Annotated in this window: 14 protein-coding genes and 2 pseudogenes; 4 read left to right on the top strand and 12 right to left on the bottom strand. The window is 40.2% G+C overall.

Annotated features, from left to right (window positions below; genetic code table 11):
- Positions 1-7 precede the first annotated feature (7 nt).
- The 7 genes and pseudogenes from HMPREF0106_RS06270 to HMPREF0106_RS06300 form a co-directional block, all read right to left on the bottom strand.
- Entirely contained in the window at positions 8-1,675 is a 1,668-nt protein-coding gene (locus HMPREF0106_RS06270; protein WP_009040669.1) for a PKD-like family lipoprotein, read from the bottom strand.
- Between the two features lie 17 nt (positions 1,676-1,692).
- Complete coding sequence (locus tag HMPREF0106_RS06275) at positions 1,693-2,376, bottom strand: DUF4843 domain-containing protein (RefSeq protein ID WP_004322644.1); 684 nt, start codon at positions 2,374-2,376, stop codon at positions 1,693-1,695.
- Positions 2,377-2,385: 9 nt separating this feature from the next.
- Positions 2,386-3,909, bottom strand: coding sequence for a RagB/SusD family nutrient uptake outer membrane protein (locus tag HMPREF0106_RS06280; RefSeq protein ID WP_009040668.1), 1,524 nt, complete (start codon positions 3,907-3,909; stop codon positions 2,386-2,388).
- 16 nt (positions 3,910-3,925) lie between these two features.
- Complete coding sequence (locus HMPREF0106_RS06285) at positions 3,926-7,279, bottom strand: SusC/RagA family TonB-linked outer membrane protein (protein WP_004308446.1); 3,354 nt, start codon at positions 7,277-7,279, stop codon at positions 3,926-3,928.
- 132 nt (positions 7,280-7,411) lie between these two features.
- A pseudogene (locus HMPREF0106_RS06290) lies at positions 7,412-8,590 on the bottom strand (FecR family protein).
- 31 nt (positions 8,591-8,621) lie between these two features.
- Entirely contained in the window at positions 8,622-9,131 is a 510-nt protein-coding gene (locus HMPREF0106_RS06295; RefSeq protein ID WP_004298736.1) for a sigma-70 family RNA polymerase sigma factor, read from the bottom strand.
- 43 nt (positions 9,132-9,174) lie between these two features.
- Complete coding sequence (locus tag HMPREF0106_RS06300; protein ID WP_009040667.1) at positions 9,175-11,223, bottom strand: helix-hairpin-helix domain-containing protein; 2,049 nt, start codon at positions 11,221-11,223, stop codon at positions 9,175-9,177.
- Positions 11,224-11,367: 144 nt separating this feature from the next.
- Between HMPREF0106_RS06300 and HMPREF0106_RS06305 the strand changes: the two genes are divergently transcribed.
- Positions 11,368-11,946, top strand: coding sequence for a DUF4294 domain-containing protein (locus tag HMPREF0106_RS06305; protein ID WP_004308443.1), 579 nt, complete (start codon positions 11,368-11,370; stop codon positions 11,944-11,946).
- Positions 11,947-12,306: 360 nt separating this feature from the next.
- Here HMPREF0106_RS06305 and HMPREF0106_RS06310 read toward each other — a convergent pair whose 3' ends face one another.
- A complete protein-coding gene (locus HMPREF0106_RS06310; protein WP_004298728.1) occupies positions 12,307-12,834 on the bottom strand; it encodes an RNA methyltransferase in 528 nt (175 codons plus the stop codon).
- Positions 12,835-13,335: 501 nt separating this feature from the next.
- Here HMPREF0106_RS06310 and nadA point away from each other — a divergent pair.
- On the top strand, positions 13,336-14,274 hold the full coding sequence (gene nadA, locus HMPREF0106_RS06320) for a quinolinate synthase NadA (RefSeq protein WP_009040665.1): 939 nt from the start codon (positions 13,336-13,338) through the stop codon (positions 14,272-14,274).
- A gap of 144 nt (positions 14,275-14,418) precedes the next feature.
- On the opposite strand, the gene HMPREF0106_RS06325 is transcribed toward nadA, so the two are convergent.
- The 4 genes from HMPREF0106_RS06325 to leuS form a co-directional block, all read right to left on the bottom strand.
- Positions 14,419-15,261 carry a flagellar motor protein MotB gene (locus HMPREF0106_RS06325; protein ID WP_008775350.1) on the bottom strand — a complete coding sequence of 281 codons (843 nt, stop codon included), beginning with the start codon at positions 15,259-15,261 and terminating at the stop codon, positions 14,419-14,421.
- Positions 15,262-15,292: 31 nt separating this feature from the next.
- Positions 15,293-15,874 carry a non-canonical purine NTP diphosphatase gene (locus HMPREF0106_RS06330; protein WP_008775349.1) on the bottom strand — a complete coding sequence of 194 codons (582 nt, stop codon included), beginning with the start codon at positions 15,872-15,874 and terminating at the stop codon, positions 15,293-15,295.
- A 50-nt stretch (positions 15,875-15,924) separates the two neighbouring features.
- Entirely contained in the window at positions 15,925-16,842 is a 918-nt protein-coding gene (locus tag HMPREF0106_RS06335; RefSeq protein WP_008775348.1) for a YitT family protein, read from the bottom strand.
- Between the two features lie 110 nt (positions 16,843-16,952).
- Positions 16,953-19,787, bottom strand: a complete 2,835-nt coding sequence (gene leuS, locus HMPREF0106_RS06340; RefSeq protein WP_009040664.1) for a leucine--tRNA ligase — start codon at positions 19,785-19,787, stop codon at positions 16,953-16,955.
- A gap of 736 nt (positions 19,788-20,523) precedes the next feature.
- Between leuS and HMPREF0106_RS06345 the strand changes: the two genes are divergently transcribed.
- Together HMPREF0106_RS06345 and HMPREF0106_RS06350 are read left to right on the top strand one after the other, a co-directional pair.
- The gene (locus HMPREF0106_RS06345) at positions 20,524-23,094 is read left to right on the top strand and encodes a family 78 glycoside hydrolase catalytic domain (protein WP_009040663.1); all 2,571 of its coding nucleotides are present in this window, start codon (positions 20,524-20,526) and stop codon (positions 23,092-23,094) included.
- 197 nt (positions 23,095-23,291) lie between these two features.
- Positions 23,292-23,474: pseudogene (locus HMPREF0106_RS06350) on the top strand (DDE transposase); the annotation flags it as partial.

The following is a 23,474-nucleotide window of genomic DNA, read 5'->3' as shown; positions in this document are numbered from 1 at the left end:
GTTTATACTATTCATAATTATAGCTAATATCAACAATCTTCCCAATAGGCTGATCGGGATCTTCGTAAACACAAATGCTGTTTTCTTCACGAGCTACATCGCCCGCCACTGTCAATTGCAATTCGACAACTACACCTTTGTCAGCAGTATTGATACCCAACCCGAGAGACATACCTAGTTTCTCCTTATATTCGCCTATTTCCTCATCGTCATCTTCCTCTCTCACACTTTCAGGGTCCTTAAATTTTAAACTAACTATCTGTGCTGACGGATCAGTTTCATAAGTATAAAGTTCAATTGCCCTTCCGCGATCAAGATCAATGCGATATAATTTATTACCCGATGTCATAAATATAAGGTTTGCCGTATACGCGTAAGAAGCTGCAAATTTTGCTGTTTCTACATTTACTTCGGACGGTAAAGCAATCGTATACCGGGCAGCACAAATAGGATCTTCATCTTGCGCACTGAATTTAAACACAGTCAGCTCTTTTCCGTTCCGGGGAGAAGCAATCGCATAAGCAAAATTTCCCCAATTTCCACCCGTAACAATATCATGTACTTCTAAAGACGGATCAATTACATCCGGATCAAACAAATTAGATTCGTCTGACATTGAATACGTGGATACAGGCTTCTGGTCACTCCATTTAGTACCATAATTACGTATACTTTGAGTAGCCTGATTCCCCATATAATCACCAACCCCCGGAATAGATGCACTAAGAAAACGATGATTTTCAGAATCAAAAAACAAAAAGCCTCCTCCATACGAACCATAAGCGGAAATAGCAGGAAACTCACTTTCTTTTTTTACCGAGAATGGTACACAAAACCCATCCATAGGAGCACAATATGCTTTTCCACTATTTACAAACAATTCACCATGAGTACTCATTTTATAAAACTCAATATTCAACGGTTCCCCTTTTCCAGTCGGTTCAAAAAGTATTTTATTCGACGGATATCTCGTTATTAAAGTACTTGGAGTCAATAAGGCCAAGTCCTGATCGGTTACCACCATTAACGCCGGACTTACTTTAAAACCAAAAAAACCCAGCATACTACTTAAAAACGAATCTCCATAGTTTTTTCTTGCACTTACCGCCAAAGGTTTTCCTTCTAACGGAAATGACTGATTCAGTTCTGATTTAAAGACATCCGGATAAACATAATATCCTTCCGGAGTACCCTCTATCGCTCCTAATACTCCCTTTCCTTCTTTTTCCTGCAATACAAACCAGCAAGGATTTAAAGGACGAATAATTGCAACTTCACCTATCTGATACCAGATTGTTCCACTCTTTTTATCCGTAATGACCAACATTAAACCTATATTTTCCGATTCATAAGGCTCGACTGTTACTTTACATTCTTTGCCTACGGAATAATCTTTATAATCACTAAGTCTGTCCGACCCCGCTTTCTTTCCTTCGATTGTTTTCTTCCATTGAAACACAAGGTTTTCCTCATTTTGCTCCAAAGTCTGAGAAATCTCGGGTATAATTGAAACTTCCACTGCTTCCTCTTTAGGCATACGTACCTTCGTTTCAGGTATTACGATATCCATCGTATTTACATCATGATAATCGTAATCTCCCTTGTCATCGTAACAGCCTGTTTGCAATAAAGCCGCTCCGATAAAACTTACTATACAGATGATATATTTCCTCATAACGTTTCTTTTTAATCTTATTCATATTCTATTTCATCACCTTCTTCACCTAAAATCGGTGGATTCCCCGCCTCCTTATATTCTCTATAAGCTTGCTTGATTACATCAATATCTTCATCTTCCAAGTCATCCCATACACGTTGGCATACATCCATAATAAACATATATTTAGCATCGCTATAGCTACCAAATCCCACATAATCACTCCATTCGGTCGGTTTCAACTCCCATCTGACATTTAAAACGATTTGATTCTTTTCTACCAGACCTTTATCAAACTGATGAAGAGGGTTATTCAAATCAAACTCCAGATAACAACCATAGATATTTCTACCTGCCTGTACTTTCGGACGATTTATTTTATAATAGAATATCTGGCAAACTGTATCAAGGTCAGTATATGTATACTTGCTTTCCAATAATACATCCACTGAATTCTGATAATCATTATTCGGAGTTACTTTCACACAGAAATCACGATTCTCTTTCAAAAAATCTCCTTGTATTCTTACCTCGAAACTGTCTACAGCATAAGGTTCTTTCTTTACATAATCCGTATCAACCAAAGTACGGACATGCGTAGTGCTACCATAGAAATTGATACGAGGTGTCTGGTCATATAAGTCTATCTCGTTTTCACTGCATCCTACATAAATGCCGCAAACAAGAATAGCTAAAACAAAATATATAATACGTTTCATAATGCTTCATCATTTAGAGTTGTTTCCAAAAATATACTCATCATCCGGCAACGTCATCTGATAATGGGCTTCAGTCATCGTTTCAATCCCACAACCATAATAAGTGCTATAATTATGCGCTTTCAAGAAATAGAAAAGTTGACCTTCCGCGAAATATTCTTTCCTATATTCTTTCATTATCTCATTAATACGTTTAGTCTGGTTTTTGTCTTCTTCCGAAGTATTATCAAGGTCATCATATCCGATAGACGATATCTCATCACTATAAGAAATACCACGTGCAAAACGTACGGTATTTAGTGCATCAGCACTTTCCGATGCAGAAGAAACACATTCTGCAACAATATAATACATTTCAGGTAAGCGTATCAAAGGGATAGCGTCAGCACCGGAATAAGCATATCCGCCATTCAAAGGTTTCTGATTATATTTTCTACAAAAAACATCTGTCCGACTTGCCCCATTAATAACCTCAAACATTTCCGTATTTTTTCTCCAGTCAGTATTCCCTGCATCGGCAGTTTCATAGAAAAATTTAAATTTATCTCCATCCAGATAGAAATGTTGCTGAGTATTGGTATTCTCCATATCCATATAATTTCCAATAAGCAAATTGGAGAATTCATTGACTGTTATTCCAAAGATTTGCTCTGCATAGCGTATGGAATTGTAATTGGAAGCAGTCTGCGATTTGTACAATGTAAAATACTTAGAGGCAGCAATCACTTGTTTAGCGTACTCTGTGGCCAATCCTTTACTTTCCGCATCACCTTTGTAACAATATACACGAGCCAGCATAGCTTTAACCGCATATAAATTCATACGAAACTCACGATTGACAAGAAAATGATTTTTATCTATAAAATCTTCATCCGTCTGATCGGTAAAGAAATCAAGAGGATCACTCTCTTTCAGTAACTTTTCAGCGTCATTCAAATCTTTGAGAATAGCATCAACCACTTCGCTGGCTGGTAAAACAGGAGTGGCATCCTTATCAAAAGCAATACGGTAGGGTATAGCTTTGGATGCAGGATGTTCTTTATAAACAGGACCGAACATACGCAACAAATCAAAATGAAGAAAAGCACGAAGCCCGAGTGCTTCTCCCTTCATAGTTTCATAATAGCGTTCGGTAACTAAAACATCTTTATTTTTGTCTACATACTCCAGGAAGTTATTAATATTGGCAATGATGTTATACATCGTTGAGTAAATCCCATTCTTCTTACTCAAAAACATGTTCTCATAATCGAACACGATACTTTGGTCGAAAACAGCATTTGTATTATACCCCGGATAATCGGAATATAATCCTGCCAACTCATCCAAATAAGCATAAGTCAAGTCTCCGGCATACAATGTCGTGGTTCCCAACTTCAAATAAATACCTGTAAGCGCATCCTTAAATCCTGATTCCGACTCAAATTGCTTGTCGGTAGGAATAGAAGTCTTCGGAGATACATCCAACCAGTCGCTGCAAGACATAAGTCCCAGCATTGTTGTTGTTAATAGTATATATATTATCTGTTTCATACAAATAGGTTTTTAATTAGAAAGCAACATTCAAAGCAAATGTAAACTGACGGGAATACGGATAGTACAAACCTCTTTCGCGTTTCACTGTAGACCAATAGAAAAAGTCTTCCATATTAAACGTCACTTTAGCGGAACTCAATCCCCAATGACTAATAAATTTTGTATTAGTACGATCCATACGATAGTAAACAGACAACGAACTTCCCTGGAATATATTTTCATCCATTATAAACCGGGAAGTGGCTTTCGTTTCCAAACCGTTAGGATTAAGAACACGGAACTGTGCCTTATCACCCGGTTTCGCCCAACGTAGCTGAGTTACCCGTCGATCTACATTATATTTCAAATTAGCATTTTCCACCTTGTCAAGCAAGGTCTGATTATATACCTGACCGCCAAACTGATACCTGAAGCTGACATCTGCTCCCCAACCTCTGTATGTAAAGGAAGAATTAATATATCCTTGCCATTTAGGTTCTGTATTACCAATAGGTACTACATCATTCGCACTCCAGTTAACGGCACTCGTCATCTCCCCGTTACGTTTCAATAATATTTCATCTCCGGAAGCCGGATCAATACCTAATGAACGTACTACCCAAATACGGGAAAGAGATTCACCTTCTTCATAACGTGGCAACGGCGTATCTTTTAAATCTGATGCACTTTTATCATTTCTGTATTTCATCGCTTCCGATATTTTCAATAGTTTGTCAGTATTATGAGAACCGTTTACTGTAATTGTCCAATAAGCTTGTTTAGCAGTGTTTTTATAAGGAATAGCCGAGAGAGAAATTTCCCAACCCTTATTCTCTATCTTTCCCAGATTTTCCGGATAACTGCTGAAACCAAGAGAAGGAGCAAGACTTATATTGGCAACCATATTATCTGTTATTTTCCGATAATATTCCACACGTGCAGTAAAACGCTGATCGAAAAAACCGAGTTCCAAGGCAAGATTAGTACTTTTTGTAGTCTGCCATTTTAAACTTTCATTATGCATAGCCAAGATTTCCGAACCTGTTGCATCTGACGAGTAATAAGGAAGCAGTAAATTGGAATATGTATAATAACCATGTGCCTGATAAGGATCAAAACCTTGGGAACCGGTCGTACCGTATGTACCCCTCAAAATAAAATCGGAAATAAAAGATACATCTTTCAAAAAGTTCTCTTTTTTCAAATCCCAACGTAATCCGGTTGACCAGAAAGGAGCCCAACGGTTATTTTTTCCAAACTGTGATGAACCGTCCAAGCGTATATTAAAGTCGAACGAATACTTATATTTATAAGAATAGCCTCCAGCAGCTACCCAACCAATGGAGCGCGTTGTCCTCTCATCTCCTGTCACCTTCTCATTATATTTCTTACCAAACAACAAGTTATCCATATTATCATTCGGGAAACCAGTCACATAGTTTCCATAAGTCTCCGAATTATTCTCCAATACACTCATACGTGCATTAGCAGTCAGGTAGTGATCTTCCAGTTGCTTATTCCAGCTTCCTGTTAAATCTATGCCCCAATTGACAGCTTCACTCTGACTTCTGCGATAATCACCTCTTAAGGTAGGATCAGTCACATTATCAAAAAGCGTATGTTGTGCAGGACGAAAAATATCACGATGTCCTACGCTCTTGGACAGATTAAAAGCTCCTTCAAACCGTAATTCATTAGTAGGATTATATTCCACCTTGAAAAGTTCACGTACTGTAAAGTTTTTACTTTGGTCTTTACTGTTGAATGTCGTATTATACATCGGATTCAGGTAGCTCGACTCACCACCCACTCCTTCGAAATTATCAAGCCGTTTTTGTATTTCTCCGTTCTCTCCATACGGACGCAGATAAGGATTCAAGCGGGTATATTCACTAAAACTTCCCCACGGAGACTCATTAGCTACCGAATTATCCAACGTAATGCTATTCTTTAACAACACTTTTTTCAGGCGATACTGAAAATCAAGTGAACCAGTCAATACATCACGCTTACTGTCTTTCATCACACCCGGAGAACTATTATATCCGACATACATCCGATAACGCAAGGCTTCGTCACCACCTTCCAACGTAACCGTATGTCGTTGTTGGAAAGCTGTTTGCAAAGGCTTGTCCAGCCAATAAGTATTTACTCCTGCCAGCACTTCACGCAATTTAGATTGATAGAGCTGCCATTTTTCAACTGTCTCGCCACCGTATGTATAAAGCCCGCTTTGCAACTCTGCGTCTATCTTCTCTCTTGCATTCATTAAATTATATCCGGTCATATCCGGAGCTTCAATACGAAGTTCCCCACCATAAGTCACCCAAATCCGTCCCGGTTTGGGAGTCTTGCTTTCGATAACAATTACTCCATTTGCCGCACGCGAGCCGTAAATAGCTGTAGCTGCCGCATCTTTCAACACAACGATAGAAGCAACACGGTCGGGATCCATATCGGCAAGTGTCTGTATGGTGATTTCAAATCCGTCCATGATAAGCAGCGGTTGATTGGCATAGGTCTCATATTCGCCCTGAACTGCTAATACGTCATTACTGGTAGAATTAAAATCTACCGCAGACTGTGTAGCCATATCCATATTTGCACCGCCACGCATACGCATATCAGGCAGATTATTCGGATTAGACCCCATATTTATATTATCCATGATGCGAAGCCCGGGAGCGACAGCAGCTATCGCTTTAGCCACATTATTCGTACTATATTTTTTCAGGTCTTCACCCTTGATAGTAACAGCAGAACCGGTGAATCCCTCTTTCTTCCTATTGAACATACCTGTCACCACTACCTCATCCAGCGCCTTTGTATCAGACTTCATCACTACCGACATATAGGATGAAGGATTCAAGAACTGGGTTTCCAAACCTACATACGATATTCTGACTCGGCTATCTTTCGGAACATCAGAGAGCTGAAAATTACCATTATTATCTGTAATAGTACGGATATTACTAGGACCTTCCACTATAATAGTGGCACCAATAACCGGAAGTCCGTCTTCCTCGGAAAAAACTTTTCCCTTTACTTGTGAGAAAAACTTCTTAGAATCTTTTTTTGTGATATTTATGAATTGTCCGTCAATGTGGTATTTTAACGGGTTTTTTCCAATAATCACTTTCAATGCTTCATCAACTGTAGCTTTTTCTACTTTTCCTGTAGAAGTATAAGAACTGATTTCATCGTAGATAAAAAGCACTTTATATCCCGATACCTTTTCAAAACGTTTAAAAATAGAGGGCAACCCTTCATTTTTAAACTCCATTGTTAGTTGCTTTTCCTTACCTGTTTGTGCTTCAACACGCCATGAATAAGCAAAAAGGAAAAACAAGAATAAAACAATGAACTTTTGTGCTTGATTCTTTTTCATAAGCCTGAATAGTTAAATAATATTTCATTCTTTTAATTGTATACGAAGTTTAAAAAAGAATGGTTACCCTTAAAAGAGTTTTTTTTCAGAAATATATTTTTCTATTCAGATTTATATCTTTTTGCTTGCTTTTTATTCGATAATTAGTTTTCCTGCTTCAAAATAAGCATGTATTCTCTCCATTCGATTCAATAATTCAATCAAGTGAAAGATGTCTTGATGACGATTTGCAAAGAAATGCATACGAAGATCCATAATTTTGCTGTTGCGGAACTCAATATCTATATTATACCAACGCCCTATTTCTTTCATCATGTCAACCAGAGCAACATCGTCAAAATAGAAAAATCCTTCCTTCCAATATAAAAATGATTCAATATCCACCTCTTTCACAGCAAATGTTCCGTTAGAAGAAAGTTGTGCACTTTGTCCCGGCATCATTTCAACACTATGAACTCCACAAGTATCGCTAACAGCCACTTTTCCTGTAATGAGCGTAACACGAACGTCAGTAGGAGAGTAGCTACGCACATTAAATTCCGTTCCTAATACGCGAACCTGTATATTTCCACTTTTCACAATAAAAGGATGTTCTGCATCTTTAGTAACTTTAAAATAAGCTTCACCTTCCAAAGAGACGACTCTTTCTTTTCCTTTAAAAATCGTAGGGTAAGCTAATCGGCTGTCTGAATTCAAGAAGACTTCGGTTCCTTCGGATAAAACAACTTTGAATGTCTCTCCCCTGGGAATACTTAATCTATGTATCTGTATTCTCTGCTTTCCCACTTCCTTAGTTTCTGTTTGAAGAAGAGCGCGACTATAATCTATTTCTTTAGAAGACAACTGTGCAGCGGAAGAAGACGAAAAAGATTCTACTACTTCTTTCAGTGGCTTTACTTCTTTCTCATCATTCACTTGTAAAGTGACTTGTTGGGCAACATGATTGGCTTGAAACACTTGAATGATTTCCGGTTGCGACGAAATCATCATTGCACGCAAAACTAAAATTATGACAACAGTTGCCGCTACACCTGTGATACTGGCCCACAACAGTATGCGTGTATTTTTTCTTCGATCGTTTTTAGAATGTTTATTATGAAAATCTGCCAGTTCATTCCGGACATCAATTGCCAGCATATTTTGTTTTTTCTGCATCTCTATCACAATTTCTGCCAAATCAGAACATGCTTACAAGCACTCCTCATCTTCTTTCAAATTATGTAATTGATCAGCAGTTATATGAGAACGATTCTCCATAATTTCCAGGAGTTCTTCTTCCGACTTACTTATATTTATATTCTTTTCATCCATAAATAATGTATTCAATATATATATTTACGTTTTAAAGTCTATTCCGGTTACCCTCTTGCCCCAATTCTTCGCGAAGAATACGCAAAGCCTTTACTATATTCTTATGAATAGCCGCAACACTTACATTCAATTCTTCGGCCACTTCTTTATATTTCTTATTATGAATATAGCATGCTTCCAATATATGATAATTATAAGGAGTCAACTTTTCCATAGCTTTACGAATACGCAAAACACGAGAATCAGAATGTTGTGAATCGACTTCTATCATTTTATCAGTTAATTGCGAAGTGAACTCTACATATTCTTCATGGATATTTTGCTTGCGAAGATAGTCAATGCAACGTGTACGAATGATTGTATAAAGATAAGTTTTAGCCGTCGCTTCTTCTATCTTTTCATAATTACGCCACAAATACTCAAAAGCATCACTTACGATATCTCTGCATACCTCAGCGTCATTTATAAAATAATATGCAAAATATACAAACTGTGCATACCATTCATTAAACATTTTGTCAAAAGTAGCCCTGTCATCCATTTAATATCGTATTCTTCTGTTATTTCTGGCAGACAAATATACATTAAAACTTAATACGCAGTTGCATTTGTACATCTGCTTTTTTATTTCCACAGATCAAATCATTGCCCGAACCGATCTCATTCCGGTCTAAATAGACTGTTTCGCCAAACTTGGTTATGAACAACCAGTGCTTATTCAGTTCATATCTGAAACGAACGGAGCAGCGAAATCCACAACCTTGGAAGGACGGTGTGTAAAACATATAAAGCAATCCGCTTTCCGAAGCATATACACGCGAATCATAATCGTCTGTAAAAAAGTAACTGCCCTGAACGTCAGCAAACAGCCTGGCCCAAGGCAGTTGGGAGGATATCATTTGTGTAACCTGATATCCTATATTAGCAGCTCTGTCCTGAGAATGAAAATGATTATAATCTAAAGTTGTACGACTGCTTAACACATCTCCTAAAGAATAGTTCAAACGATAACGAAGTTGATGGTGAAAAATAGGAAGTGTTAGTGATCCTTTACTACCTGTCCAATCCCGTTCTTTGCGTTTATAGCGGTACTTCAGATACATGGATAGATGGCTGCGTGGAGTGAAAGTGGCTTGAAGCAATCCGTCTGTTCCGCGAGAGGGTTTATTTACTCTGTATTTTTTCCACGGAAAAGAAAATAAATCGAATGAGGCGAAGAATTTCCAATAGGCAAAAGGAGAAGTCTCCATGCCGATATAATATCCCTGTTCATTTTGTGTCGTACTTCCTTCACCAAAAGAATGGGCAAACATGGCCCAATAGTTATAAGAATAAAACCGGTGTATCAACATGATTTGAGTGTTTTGAACCGGTGAATACTGCAAACGGTTCAAAGAGGCCCAACCTTGTTTTCCTATGGCCGTCTCTCCTTGAAAAGAAAAACGATGCCAGCGATAAGCATACTCTATTCCCAGATTATAGAAGTTGTTTCCATGAAGATTGTATTTGGAATAGCCTGTTAATTCCGGTTCATAAGGTCGGTTGAAAAGGTAGTAAATACCGGTGATACCCAGTCGGATACGGTTGTGTTGATAACTCACGTTTCCACCTGTTAATTGCATGGTGAACAGGTTCTTTTTATCTGCTTCCTTTTGACTTCGATGTAGCCCGGTTTTATAGATAGAGGTGATTGCTCCGTCTGTGATTACTCCATCTAATGAACGGTGTGAATAGAAACCGGAAATATCCCAATCTTTTGCTAAAGAAACAGTGGCAGCTACTCCTCGGAAATAGTTGTATTCGTCGGTAGAAGAATGTTTCTTTATCCCGCTACTACGGCTGTTGAAAGAAGAGGCGTAGATTGTTTTTCCCATCAGATAATCAGTGCTAATCACTAATCCTTGTCCGAAACTAAGCCGATAGTTACCAACAGCTAATGCTTTTAATCGTCCACAATTTTTTAATAACAGATAAAAGGAATAATAATCGTAGCCGTAGCGATTGTGTAAAGCTCCAAAAGGTTCTCCGGCATCTTTTTCAGCAACGACTCCTGCATAGAGTCGGTCACTGTATCGGAAACTGTATTTCACAGAGTTATAAACAGAAGGTCCTAAATAGGTATGTTCATAACCTTTTCGCCTATAAAATGGTATATCAAAGCGAGTTAACAGCTCATTCTTTCCATACTTTGCTGCGCTTTTCAACAGACTTTTCCACCGAAAAGCAGGTTCATTGTTAATAGCTTTTATACAGACAAAAGGTAGTAAATACTGGATTGTTTGCCTATCCATCTCTTCTACCAGTTGAAGTTCATAGATGGTTTTCATCTGTCCGTGTATATAGATGTAGGCCAGCAGATGTTCAATCTGAATATCACTAAGGAAAGGAAACTGTTCGAGTTGTTCACGGGTAGCAACATTCAAATTAACTGGTTCCTGCAGACGATTGGAAAGTTCTTCCAATTCATTTTCCCAATTAGGAGTATTAACAGAGTTATCAGTTCCGTTATTAACAGATAAATCTTCAAGAACATCTTCTAAAAGACTTTCAGAAAGGTTTTGAGCACTACAAGCAGGAATTATTAACAGGCTGTTTATAATACTTATCAACCGTAAAAGTTGAATAGTTTTCATCAATAAAATGGTTTATTCTTCCTGCTTTTTAACAGATAAGGCCGCAAAGATACTTTAAATAGGTTAACATCGAAGAGAAATGTCTGAATAATAAAATTTTAATTCTATTTTTGTATCGTGAAAAAAAGGCTTAACATAGTAGTAATGACGCTGTTTGCTATTGTTTGTTGTTCGTTGCGCCTGCAAGCTCAAGATAAACAAAGCATCAATGGATATTTGGTTCCGATGTGTATCTACAACGGAGATACCATTCCATGTGTCCAGTTAAGAACTGTGTATATTTTCCGTCCGTTGAAATTCAAAAATGAAAAGGAACGCCAGGAATATTACCGACTGATCCGCAATGTGAAAAAGGTATATCCTATCTCCAGAGAAATTAACCAGGCCATCATTGAAACTTACGAATATCTTCAGACTTTACCCAATGAGAAAGCCCGCCAAAAACATATCAAACGGGTTGAAAAAGGATTGAAAGATCAATATACTCCCCGAATGAAAAAACTATCGTTTGCACAGGGGAAACTGTTGATTAAATTAATAGACCGCCAAAGCAATTCTACCAGTTATGAACTGGTGAAAGCATTTATGGGACCTTTCAAAGCGGGATTCTATCAGACTTTTGCTGCATTGTTCGGAGCCAGTTTAAAAAAAGAATATGATCCGCAAGGTGAAGACAAACTAACGGAACGTGTAGTGTTGATGGTGGAGAACGGACAGATCTAAAATCAATCAGCTTATAAGTTTATCAACTTTATAAACTAATTGATCACTACTCAACCATACTAGTTATCATTTCAAGAATTAACAAACTTCCTGTAAGGTATTAATTTCCGGTTTCTCAGAAGTTAATACTTGAGTTCCCAGCTATTAATATGTATCATATAGGCTGTTAATACCTGACAACTCAAGTATCAACAGCCTGAAAACGAACTATCAACAACTATAATAATAACTACCCAACACCCATAGAATCAACATGGCTCCATATAGTTATAAACAGAACATAGTTATTGATTATAAATGAATTAACTAAGCTATTAACTCGTTATAAACAACTTATTAACCAATCCTGTATTATGACTATTAGTGTAACTTTTTGAACAAATCCCAAATCACAATACCAGTAGTTACAGAAACATTCAACGAATGTTTTGTACCATATTGAGGAATCTCTATACAGCCATCCGAATGGTTAATAACCTCCTGCTGTACCCCTTTCACTTCGTTTCCCATAACGATAGCGTACTTCTTGGTTTTATCCAGTTGGAGTTCATCAAGCATGATGCTTCCTTCCGCCTGCTCTACAGAATAAACGATATACCCTTCATTTTTGAGGTTATCAACAGCATCAACAGCGTTATTAACATACTTCCAGTCGACAGTGAACTCTGCACCCAGCGCAGTCTTATGCATTTCAGGGTGCGGTGGGGTAGCTGTTATACCACACAGATAGATACATTCAATACGGAAAGCATCCGAAGTACGGAACACAGAACCTATATTATGCAAACTACGAATATCATCCAGCACTACCACCAGAGGCAGTTTTTCAACCTGTTTAAACTCTTCGGCACTGATACGGTTCAGCTCTGTTATTTTCAGTTTACGCATACGTCTTTTCTTTTATTATGTTCTTGTCCACAAAGGTAATTCTTTTCAGTTAACAAGGTGTTGATAACGGTTTAAAACCTGTCAAAACTATCGGCAAAGATTTTGAAAAATAATTCTTGCATTATTCAAAAGAAGATATAAGAGACCTTCATTATGAACATTCCAAAAAACTAACCCAAAACTTTCTACACAGACATAAACATATTTTTCAGCACTTATCTGCCTGTTTATATCCATAAAGTTTTTAACTTTGCACTTTATCAACAGGGAGTTAATAGCAAACTTCCATTTGACGGCATTTAACGATGCTTTCATTGATAATGAAGCAAGTAGGATAGGATATCTTGCCCTTTATATCAGTTCATAACCGACTCATAAAGCAGAAGTATGGACTAATAACTTATCCGGCAAGAAAAATCGTATTTATTTGCTAACATTATTAACAGGCTATCATCACTAACAAAGGATTTTTTTTAAAAGGAAAGAAATAAGAATATTATTATGAATGAACTCATAAAGGCTATTAATGAGCTAAAGAAAGAAAAGAATGCAATCATTCTGGGCCACTACTACCAGAAGGGGGAAATACAAGACATCGCTGATTACGTTGGCGACAGTTTGGCATTGGCTCAATGGGCAGCCAAGACGGAAGCGGACATTATTGTGATGTGTGGCGTTCACTTTATGGGGGAAACGGCAAAGGTGCTTTGTCCGGACAAGAAAGTATTGGTGCCCGACATGATGGCAGGTTGTTCGTTGGCGGACAGTTGTCCGGCGGATCAGTTTGCACAGTTTGTCAAAGAACACCCGGGATACACCGTTATTTCGTACGTCAACACGACAGCTGCCGTGAAAGCAGTGACAGATGTGGTGGTGACTTCCACCAATGCGAAGCAAATTGTGGAAAGCTTCCCCAAAGATGAGAAAATAATCTTTGGTCCGGATAGGAATTTGGGTAATTATATCAACTCAGTTACGAACAGGAATATGCTTCTTTGGGACGGAGCTTGTCATGTGCATGAACAATTCTCTGTTGAAAAGATTGTGGAATTGAAAGCGCAGCATCCGAAAGCGTTAGTCTTGGCACATCCCGAATGTAAGAGTACGGTTTTGAAACTGGCGGATGTGGTAGGGTCTACGGCAGCATTGTTGAAGTATGCAGTAAATCATCCGGAAAACACGTATATTGTGGCTACCGAATCAGGTATCCTGCATGAGATGCAGAAGAAGTGTCCGCAGACGACGTTTATTCCTGCTCCTCCGAACGATAGTACATGTGGATGTAATGAGTGTAGCTTCATGCGGTTGAATACGTTAGAGAAGCTCTATGAGTGTTTGAAGAATGAAGCACCGGAAATAACGGTAGATCCGGAGGTGGCTAAGAAGGCAGTGAAGCCGATTCAGCGGATGTTGGAGATTTCGGCTAAGTTGGGATTATAAAGAAATTTGGTTTTTATTATTGTTCTTGAATGAATAACAGTTAGAAACTGTTTTAAAATAATTCAATTCTTTAAAGATAAAAAAATCCTCCCAGTTTATTAACCGAGAGGATTTTTTATTGTTGATTATTGAATCAATTATTTTTTATTTGGATTCTTCCGAACTTTGAAGCATCTGGAACAACTTATCCAACTTCGGAGCCATGATAATCTCCGTACGGCGATTCTTGCTTCTTCCTTCTATTGTTTCGTTGTCATCAATAGGCATATATTCACCGCGGCCGCTAGGCTGAATCTGTAAAGGATTTACATTGTAATTCTTGATGAGGATACGAACTACGGAAGTGGCACGGATCACACTCAAATCCCAGTTATCTTTGAATTGTACAGTATTGATCGGTTTGTTGTCCGTATGTCCTTCGATAAATACGTCGATGTCCGTCTGTTTGTTCAATACTTCGGCCAGTTTGCCGAGAGCTTCCTCTCCACGTTTATCTAGGCGGGCACTTCCTGACTGGAATAATAATTTGTCGGACATCGCTACATATACTTTTCCGTCTTTTTCGCGAACGGTCAGCTCGTCAGTACTAAAACCAAGTAATGCATCTTTTACATTACTCAAGAGATTTTGTACCTTATCATTCTGTGCCTTAATCATGTCCTGCAATTCATTGATCGTGCGTTCTCTTTCGTTCAGCTCATTTTTCTTCTGGCTCAACAGCGCATTCAGTTTTTCCTGTTCAGTCATGTTGACATTCAACATACTCTGATATTGGCGGATACTGTTCCCCATCTTGGTCGTATCACGCAAGAGGTTTTTGACTTGTGCCGATAGCTGGTTACCAACTTCGCGGGAGTTATTCAACAACCCTTGCAGACTGTCTTTGCTTGCGGTGGCTGCCATCTCTGCAAGCATGAACTTCTTTTTTGTTACACACGAAGTACACAATAGGAGCGTAAGTAAAGTAAATAAAGTAATTTTCTTCATTGTGTTTTATATTTTAAGTGGGTATGTATAATCAGCTTTGCAGAAACTCACAAAGTTTCTGTACAGCCAGTGCGCGATGGCTGATTTGGTTTTTTATATCATTTCCCAATTCGGCAAAAGTCCGGTCGTAACCTTCAGGCATGAATACAGGATCGTAGCCAAATCCGGAATCACCACGTTTTTCTTTGATTATTTCGCCTTTTATCACTCCTTCAAAGAGATACTCCTTTCCGTCCAGTATCAACGAAATAGCGGTGCGGAATTGTGCTTTACGGTTTTCTTTTCCGTCCAGTTCGTGAAGAAGTTTGAGCATATTTGCCTGGGCGTCGTGTCCTTCACCTCCTGCATAGCGGGCGGAATAGACTCCGGGAGCTCCGTTCAAGGCTTCCACTTCCAATCCCGTATCATCGGCAAAACAATCCAGATGATAGTTTTTGTAGATATAGGAAGATTTTAATAACGCATTTCCTTCCAGTGTTTCAGCAGTTTCGGGAATATCCGCTTGGCAACCGATATCATTGAGACTTAATAATTCTACTTGATCTCCCAGGATAGCGGCCACTTCTTCCAGTTTATGAGCATTATTGGTAGCAAATACAAGTTTGCGTTTCATCATCTTATTTTTTGTTTTAACAGGGTTGTTCACTACTTATCAACCGGTTATTATTTCACTTTCAGCTTATCGAATCCTTCGCCATACACACCGATAACGGAACTTTGAGAGATAAAAGCATTCGGATCAATGCGTTTTACCAAACGGAAAATTTCGAGTGACTGACGTTTCTTGGCAAGTACTACCAACACTTTCACATTGGTTTTACTGTACCATCCCGTACCGTCGAGTACCGTTACTCCCCGGTCGGCGTCTTTAATGATACGGTCGGCTATTTCATCATATTTCTTGGAGAAGATGAAAAATTGAACCGATTGACGGGCACTGTTGATAATCCAGTCGAGCACAACACCAATAATAAATAGGGTGACAAAACCGAAAATAACCCGGCGCCAATCATGAAATATAAAGTAACAGGAACTGATAATGAATACATCACAAATCATAATCATTCGTCCAAGCGATACATCTTTGTATTTATTGACGATGGCTGCGATAATATCTGTTCCACCCGTACTTCCATTGTAGTTGAAAGTGATACCGAGGCCTACACCGCACATGGCTGCACCAATAATACAGGCCATAAAATCCTGTCCTGTACCGAGCAATAGCGGCTTACCGTCCGGCGTCATATCCGGTGCTTCTACGTAATTGTTCACCACTAACTGGAATAACCAAAGCAGAAAAGTCAGCGTAAAAATAGCATAAGTCGTTTTTATACTGAATTTCGGACCCAATATCCGGATGGCAAACGTCATCAGAACTGCATTGATAATAAAGTATGACCACTGAATTGGAAATCCTGTTGCATAATAGATAATAGCTCCGATACCGGTAGTTCCTCCGGTAGTTATCTGATAAGGTAACAGGAATGCAGCCCATCCCAAAGAATAGCTTATCAATCCGAGAGTGATATAGATGTAATCTTTCACTTCTCTCATTATTTCCGCTTTTGTCAGTTTATGCATGGATTTTAAGTTCAAGTATTAGGTAATAAGTATTAACCTGACGGATATATTTGGAAAACGACTACGGATAATACTTATTACTTAATACTTATTGTTTTATACTTAATACTTTAAATTACAACGTTTACAATCTTTTTCGGAACGACAATGATCTTTTTCGGAGTCTTGCCATCAATCCACTTCTGTGAACGTTCGTCTGCCAATACTGCGGCTTGGATAGCGTCCGAAGCTTCATCTGCTGCAAATTCCATATTGAAACGTGCCTTTCCGTTGAAAGAGATGGTATAGTTGATAGTATCTTCTTTCAGATATTCTTCGTTGTATGCAGGCCATTGGGCGTCGCATACGGAAGTTTCGTGTCCCAATACATCCCACAACTCTTCGCAGACATGCGGAGCGAAAGGAGCGAGAGTGATAACGAGCTGTTCCAGAATCTCTTTTTTGCTGCATTTCAGGTTGAAGAGTTCGTTTACACAAATCATGAATGCGCTGATAGATGTATTGTAAGAGAACTGTTCAATATCACCAGTCACCTTCTTGATTAATTTATGAAGGCTCTTCAATTCTTCTTTTGTTGCAGGTTCGTCCGTTACCAGATATTCGTCCGTACGGCTGTAGAACAACGACCAGAATTTACGGATAAAACGGTGTACACCGTCGATTCCGTTTGTATCCCACGGTTTAGACTGTTCTACCGGGCCGAGGAACATTTCATACATACGAAGTGTATCTGCACCGTATTTCTCAACAATCATATCCGGATTGACTACATTGAACATAGATTTACTCATCTTTTCAACTGCCCATCCGCAGACATATTTTCCGTCTTCGAGGATAAATTCGGCTGTTTTATATTCAGGACGCCATGCTTTGAATGCTTCCAAATCCAAAATATCATTAGATACGATATTTACGTCTACGTGAATAGGGGTAACTTCGTACTGATCTTTCAGGTTCAGTGAAACGAAAGTATTGGTGTCTTTGATACGATATACAAAGTTGCTGCGGCCTTGAATCATTCCTTGGTTTACTAACTTTTGGAAGGGTTCTTCCATTACAGACACACCCATGTCATACAGGAATTTATTCCAAAAACGAGAATAAATCAAGTGCCCTGTTGCATGTTCGGTACCACCTACATATAGGTCTACATTTTTCCAGTACTGGTCAATTTTCGGATCAACTAATGCCTGATGATTATGCGGGTCCATGTAGCGGAGATAATAAGCCGAAGAACCGGCGAATCCCGGCATGGTGTTCAGTTCCAGCGGGAAGACGGTTACATGGTCAATCTTCTCATTTTCTACGACACATTTGTTTACTGTATCCCAAGCCCATTTAGTTGCGTGTCCTAATGGAGGCTCACCTGTTTCGGTAGGCAGGAATTTAGCGACTTCCGGAAGTTCCAGCGGCAGGCTGGCTTCGTCAATCATATAGGGCATTCCGTCTTTGTAGTAAACAGGGAACGGCTCACCCCAGTAACGTTGGCGAGAGAAAATAGCGTCACGCAGACGGTAGTTCACTTTCACACGGCCCAGATTGTGCTCTTTTACATATTTCTTGGTTGTTTCTATCGCTTCTTTGATGGTCAGTCCGTTCAATGAAAGATCACAGTAAGGAGTGACATCAAGACGCGGAGAGTTGCAAACAATGCCTTCTTTTGCATCGAAACTTTCTTCGCTAACATCACAACCTTCTACCAACGGACGGATTTCCAATCCGAAATGTTTGGCAAATGCATAGTCGCGGCTATCATGAGCAGGTACAGCCATAATAGCTCCTGTTCCGTATCCGGCCAGTACGTAATCGCTGATCCATACAGGCACTGCTTCACCTGTGAACGGATTGATAGCATACGAACCACTGAACACACCGGTAACACTACGGTCGGCAATACGTTCGCGTTCCGTACGTTTTTTGGTACGATCGAGGTAGGCGTCTACTTCTGCTTTTTGTTCAGGAGTCGTTAACTGTGCCACCAATTCACTTTCCGGAGCCAATACCATAAAGGTAACACCGAACATGGTATCTGCACGAGTGGTGAAAATAGTGAATTCGAGGTCACTGTCTTTTACTTTGAATTGCACTTCAGCACCTTCCGAACGTCCGATCCAGTTTCTTTGGGTTTCTTTCAGAGAATCTGTCCATTCGATCGTGTCCAATCCATCAAGCAAGCGTTGTGCGTAAGCGGATACACGCAGACACCATTGGCGCATTTTCTTCTGGATAACAGGAAAACCGCCACGTTCGCTGACTCCGTCTACTACCTCGTCGTTAGCCAGTACAGTTCCTAATTCGGCACACCAGTTTACCATTGTTTCACCCAGATAAGCGATACGATAGTTCATCAGGATTTCCTGCTTTTCTTTTTCGCTTTTGGCGTTCCACTCTTCGGCAGTAAAGCTGATATCTTCGCTGCAAGCGGCATTGAGTCCTTCGTTTCCGTAGATGGCGAAGGCTTTTTCCAGTTCTTCGATAGGACGGGCTTCCTGTTCGTCGTTACAATAATAGCTGTTGAACATTTTTTGGAAGACCCATTGGGTCCAATGATAATATTCCGGGTCGCAAGTACGGATTTCACGGTTCCAGTCGAAAGAGAAACCTATTTTGTCCAACTGCTCGCGGTAGCGGTTGATATTGTTGACGGTAGTGATGGCGGGATGCTGTCCGGTTTGGATGGCATACTGTTCTGCCGGCAGACCGTAAGCGTCATATCCCATCGGGTTGAGTACATTGAAGCCCTGCAGTCGTTTGTAACGGGCGTAAATATCCGAAGCAATGTATCCCAGCGGATGACCTACGTGTAGACCAGCTCCTGATGGGTAAGGAAACATGTTTAGTACATAAAATTTTTGCTTCGAATCATCTTCCGTAACTTGGTAGGTTTTCTCTTCTACCCACCTTTTCTGCCACTTCTTTTCAATTTCTCTGAAATTGTACTCCATAGTGATAAAGTTTTTATTTATAGTGATTTATACTGTTATTTCTAATTCGAGGCACAAATTTACGTGTTTATTTTCAGATAACCACGCTTTCCCTATTGACTTTCTTCTTTTTATTTTGTATATTTGAGGTCAATAATAATAAAGAAATAACAATGAAATATATAAATTTTATTACATAAAGTTCAATAGGTTAATATGCGAATTGCATAACGAGGATAACGAATGGGCAAGAAACTGTGAAGGTTCTTGCCCATTTTTGTTGCAATAATTCTATTTTAGGTATTGAAAGTGTCAAAAAAGAGTTTATAATAAACTTGGATACCGTTTATAATAAACCTCTTTGTTATTTATTAAAAACTTGAATAGAGTTTATTCGATTTCGAGGCTTTCGTGTAAAGAAGAAAGAATGATTGCAATGAATAACCGGCATCTTCTTTTCTTCTTTAATAAATAATTTCTACAATATACTGAATGAGTGTATTGATTATATTATTTTACAATATGTCATTGTTTTGCCCGATAATCGATCATTCAACGTAAAAAGCTCCTGCTGTCTGTTCAATCAGTTCGGACTTATGAGTCAGTTCTCCGGATTGAATAGAAACCATCATTGAGTCAAAAAAAATGCAGAAATCGTCTGTCATATCATATAATTCTGTAATTTTGTTGTGCAAGCCCTGTAAAACTAAAACAGCATTTCCAAGTTAATCTTTTAATACTAAAAATACATATAAGTATGAAAATGAATCTTCATTGTTTTGCGAATCTTATCCCGATAATGATTCTCGCGCTTTTCTCGAATAGCGGACTGATAAACGCAACCGAAGTCGGAAAACGTACTGACGCATTGGAAGCATCAGCCTGGAACGAATCCAAATGGATTTCCGCAGTAGACGCTCCTGTAGTGAAAGGACATAACGACGATCGCGCAGCCGATGGCGCGAGTTGGTTCGTGTCCACCGTGAAAAATGAACAGAAAATTGTCTCCGCCAAGTGGATGACCGCTGGACTGGGAGTTTACGAGTTGTATGTGAATGGGAAACCCGTAGGCGAGGAATTTCTGAAACCGGGCTTCACACACTATGCCAAGACCAAACGTTCTTTCACTTATGATATTACAGACATCATCCGTACCAAGCTAAACGCCGAGAACATGCTTTCCGTACAGGTAACGCCGGGATGGTGGGGTGACAAAATCATAACTCCCGGAGGATATGACGGCATGATAGGCAAGAAATGTGCCTTCCGTGGTGTACTGGAACTAACTTTTTCTGACGGAAGTAAGAAGCGTTACGGTACCGACCTCGAAAACTGGAAAGCCGGAATTGCCGGTCCGGTGAAACATGCCGGTATCTTTGACGGAGAAGAGTACGATGCACGCGAACCGATGGGCTTCGAATGTGTGGATAAACTCTCCATACCCGAAGAGAACACCGAATTTTCTGGCGACATTCTGCCTTCGGACGGAGCGGAAGTCTATCTGCGTACAGATCTTGCTCTTGCTCCTATCAGAGCATATATTTGGAAGAATATAGAAGGAGCGAAAGAGAACGAGTTCGGTAAGGTGATTATCGCCCGTGAGTTCGCATCGGGCAAGGAGATAACCGTAAGTCCGGGAGAGACGTTAGTGGTGGATTTCGGGCAAAATTGCGCCGGCATACCCTCTTTCGTATTCAAAGCTGCCGAGGGAACGGTGCTGACCTGCCTTCCTGCAGAGCTGCTCAATGACGGCAACGGCGCCAAGATTCGTGGGATGGACGGTCCGGAAGGAAGCTGCCATCGCGAAAACCTGCGCATCCCCCACACCGGTATCCGTCTGGATTACACCTTTGCTGGCGGAGATAACTATGTGGCCTATTATCCTCACTGCACCTTCTTCGGTTACCGCTATGTCTCCATAACTGCCACCGGGAATGTTGCCATCAAGTCGTTGAAGTCCATCCCCGTTACTTCCATCGCAAAGGAACTGGAGACCGGCACTATCACCACAGGCAACGACCTTGTGAACAAGCTCATCTCCAACACTTATTGGGGACAGCTATCCAACTACCTGTCTATACCCACCGACTGTCCGCAGCGTGACGAGCGTCTGGGCTGGACAGCAGACACACAAGTGTTTGCAGAAACCGGTACGTTCTTTGCTAACACCATGAAGTTTTTCCATAAGTGGATGCGTGACATGCGCGACACTCAAAACAGTTTGGGTGGATTCCCCGGAGTGGCTCCCTTGGCACAATACGGTGATGAGAAAATGCGTTTGGGTTGGGCCGATGCCGGAATCATTGTGCCCTGGACGGTATGGAAGCAATTCGGTGACACGCAAATTATTGAAGAGAGCTGGAACGCCATGGACCTGTTTATGAACCACATCAACGACACCAAGTATAATCACGAGACTCTCTGCGGTGAGAACGGCAACTACCAATGGGCCGACTGGTTGAGCTACGAACCACTGGAAAGTTGTAGCGGACTCGCTTTCTCTCCCCAAGGCCCGCTTCCTGATGCCGTCAGCTATTGGAACTATTTGAGCGCTTCTTACTGGGTGATAGATGCTTTCATGATGCGGGATATGGCTGCCGCCACTGGTCGCGATGCCGCCAAGTACCAGCAAATGGCCGATTCGGCAAAGGCATACATCAAAGAGAACTTCCTCAACGAGGACGGCACCTTCAAAACCGCCATCCTCAACACCATGCAAACTCCTGCCTTATTTGCCCTAAAGAACCAGCTTGTGGAAGGCGAAGCCAAAGCGAAGATGATAGACCGCCTGCGTGAAAACTTCGCACAGCACGATCTTTGCTTGCAGACCGGATTCTTGGGCACATCCATTCTCATGGCCACCCTCACGGAGAATGGCATGGAAGACATTGCCTATGAACTCCTCTTTCAACGTAAGAACCCAAGCTGGCTGTATTCTGTGGACAATGGAGCCACCACCATCTGGGAACGGTGGAACAGCTATATGATAGACAAAGGAATGGGACCGCGCGGCATGAACAGCTTCAATCATTATGCCTATGGATGCGTATGTGAATGGATTTGGGAAACCGTTGCCGGCATCGCAGCCGATCCTGCCACCCCCGGCTTCAAACATATCATTATGAAGCCCATTCCAGACAAGCGGTTAGGACACGTGACTGCCGAATACCGTTCCGCCGCCGGACTCATCAAGAGTGCCTGGAAATACGAAGGAGATACCTGGATTTGGGAATTCACCATTCCTAAGGGTGTTACCGCTACCGTAACCCTTCCCGGAGAGATGAAGTCAAAGGAGTATGGAAGTGGAACTTACAAGGTGACCAAATAGTTCTTCATGTAAGAATTTGATAGTAAGGAGATGTATCGAAACTCTCTTTTAACGTGATTACCCTCGGGATATTCCTAAAATAATAAAATTTAAGGCAACTAATTCATTGCGAGTTAGTTGCCTTTTTTGTATCTTTAAGCATTCCCCCCAAAAAACGGTTTGACGGCCAAAACGGGGGTAATTAAAAATAAAAACACATGGTAAAGATACAAAAAATCTCAGAAATCGAACCTTGTTTAGGTTTTACCGAGTTCGATATGCTTAAAAAATATCGTCAAAGTTTTGCAACGAGTGAATTAGGTCGCCTCCATTCTCTGTTCCCTTTCTCGGAACTGGCCCGACAAATGCATTTGAAGTCCTCTCCTTTTGGGCGTAAAAGT

Source organism: Bacteroides sp. D22 (genome assembly GCF_000163675.1).
GTDB classification, from domain to species: Bacteria; Bacteroidota; Bacteroidia; order Bacteroidales; family Bacteroidaceae; genus Bacteroides; species Bacteroides xylanisolvens.
Note: the sequence above shows the minus strand (reverse complement) of the source record. Positions and strands in the feature narration are given on the sequence as shown.

Excerpts from the sequence above, each read along its gene's own strand:
- leuS (WP_009040664.1), bottom strand. The coding sequence starts at position 19,787 with ATGGAGTACAATTTCAGAGAAATTGAAAAGAAGTGGCAGAAAAGGTGG.
- HMPREF0106_RS06280 (WP_009040668.1), bottom strand. The coding sequence starts at position 3,909 with ATGAAACAGATAATATATATACTATTAACAACAACAATGCTGGGACTT.
- HMPREF0106_RS06335 (WP_008775348.1), bottom strand. The coding sequence starts at position 16,842 with ATGCATAAACTGACAAAAGCGGAAATAATGAGAGAAGTGAAAGATTAC.
- HMPREF0106_RS06275 (WP_004322644.1), bottom strand. The coding sequence starts at position 2,376 with ATGAAACGTATTATATATTTTGTTTTAGCTATTCTTGTTTGCGGCATT.
- HMPREF0106_RS06310 (WP_004298728.1), bottom strand. The coding sequence starts at position 12,834 with ATGCGTAAACTGAAAATAACAGAGCTGAACCGTATCAGTGCCGAAGAG.
- HMPREF0106_RS06295 (WP_004298736.1), bottom strand. The coding sequence starts at position 9,131 with ATGGATGACAGGGCTACTTTTGACAAAATGTTTAATGAATGGTATGCA.
- HMPREF0106_RS06285 (WP_004308446.1), bottom strand. The coding sequence starts at position 7,279 with ATGAAAAAGAATCAAGCACAAAAGTTCATTGTTTTATTCTTGTTTTTC.
- HMPREF0106_RS06325 (WP_008775350.1), bottom strand. The coding sequence starts at position 15,261 with ATGAAGAAAATTACTTTATTTACTTTACTTACGCTCCTATTGTGTACT.
- nadA (WP_009040665.1), top strand. The coding sequence starts at position 13,336 with ATGAATGAACTCATAAAGGCTATTAATGAGCTAAAGAAAGAAAAGAAT.
- HMPREF0106_RS06300 (WP_009040667.1), bottom strand. The coding sequence starts at position 11,223 with ATGAAAACTATTCAACTTTTACGGTTGATAAGTATTATAAACAGCCTG.
- HMPREF0106_RS06345 (WP_009040663.1), top strand. The coding sequence starts at position 20,524 with ATGAAAATGAATCTTCATTGTTTTGCGAATCTTATCCCGATAATGATT.
- HMPREF0106_RS06270 (WP_009040669.1), bottom strand. The coding sequence starts at position 1,675 with ATGAGGAAATATATCATCTGTATAGTAAGTTTTATCGGAGCGGCTTTA.
- HMPREF0106_RS06305 (WP_004308443.1), top strand. The coding sequence starts at position 11,368 with ATGACGCTGTTTGCTATTGTTTGTTGTTCGTTGCGCCTGCAAGCTCAA.
- HMPREF0106_RS06330 (WP_008775349.1), bottom strand. The coding sequence starts at position 15,874 with ATGAAACGCAAACTTGTATTTGCTACCAATAATGCTCATAAACTGGAA.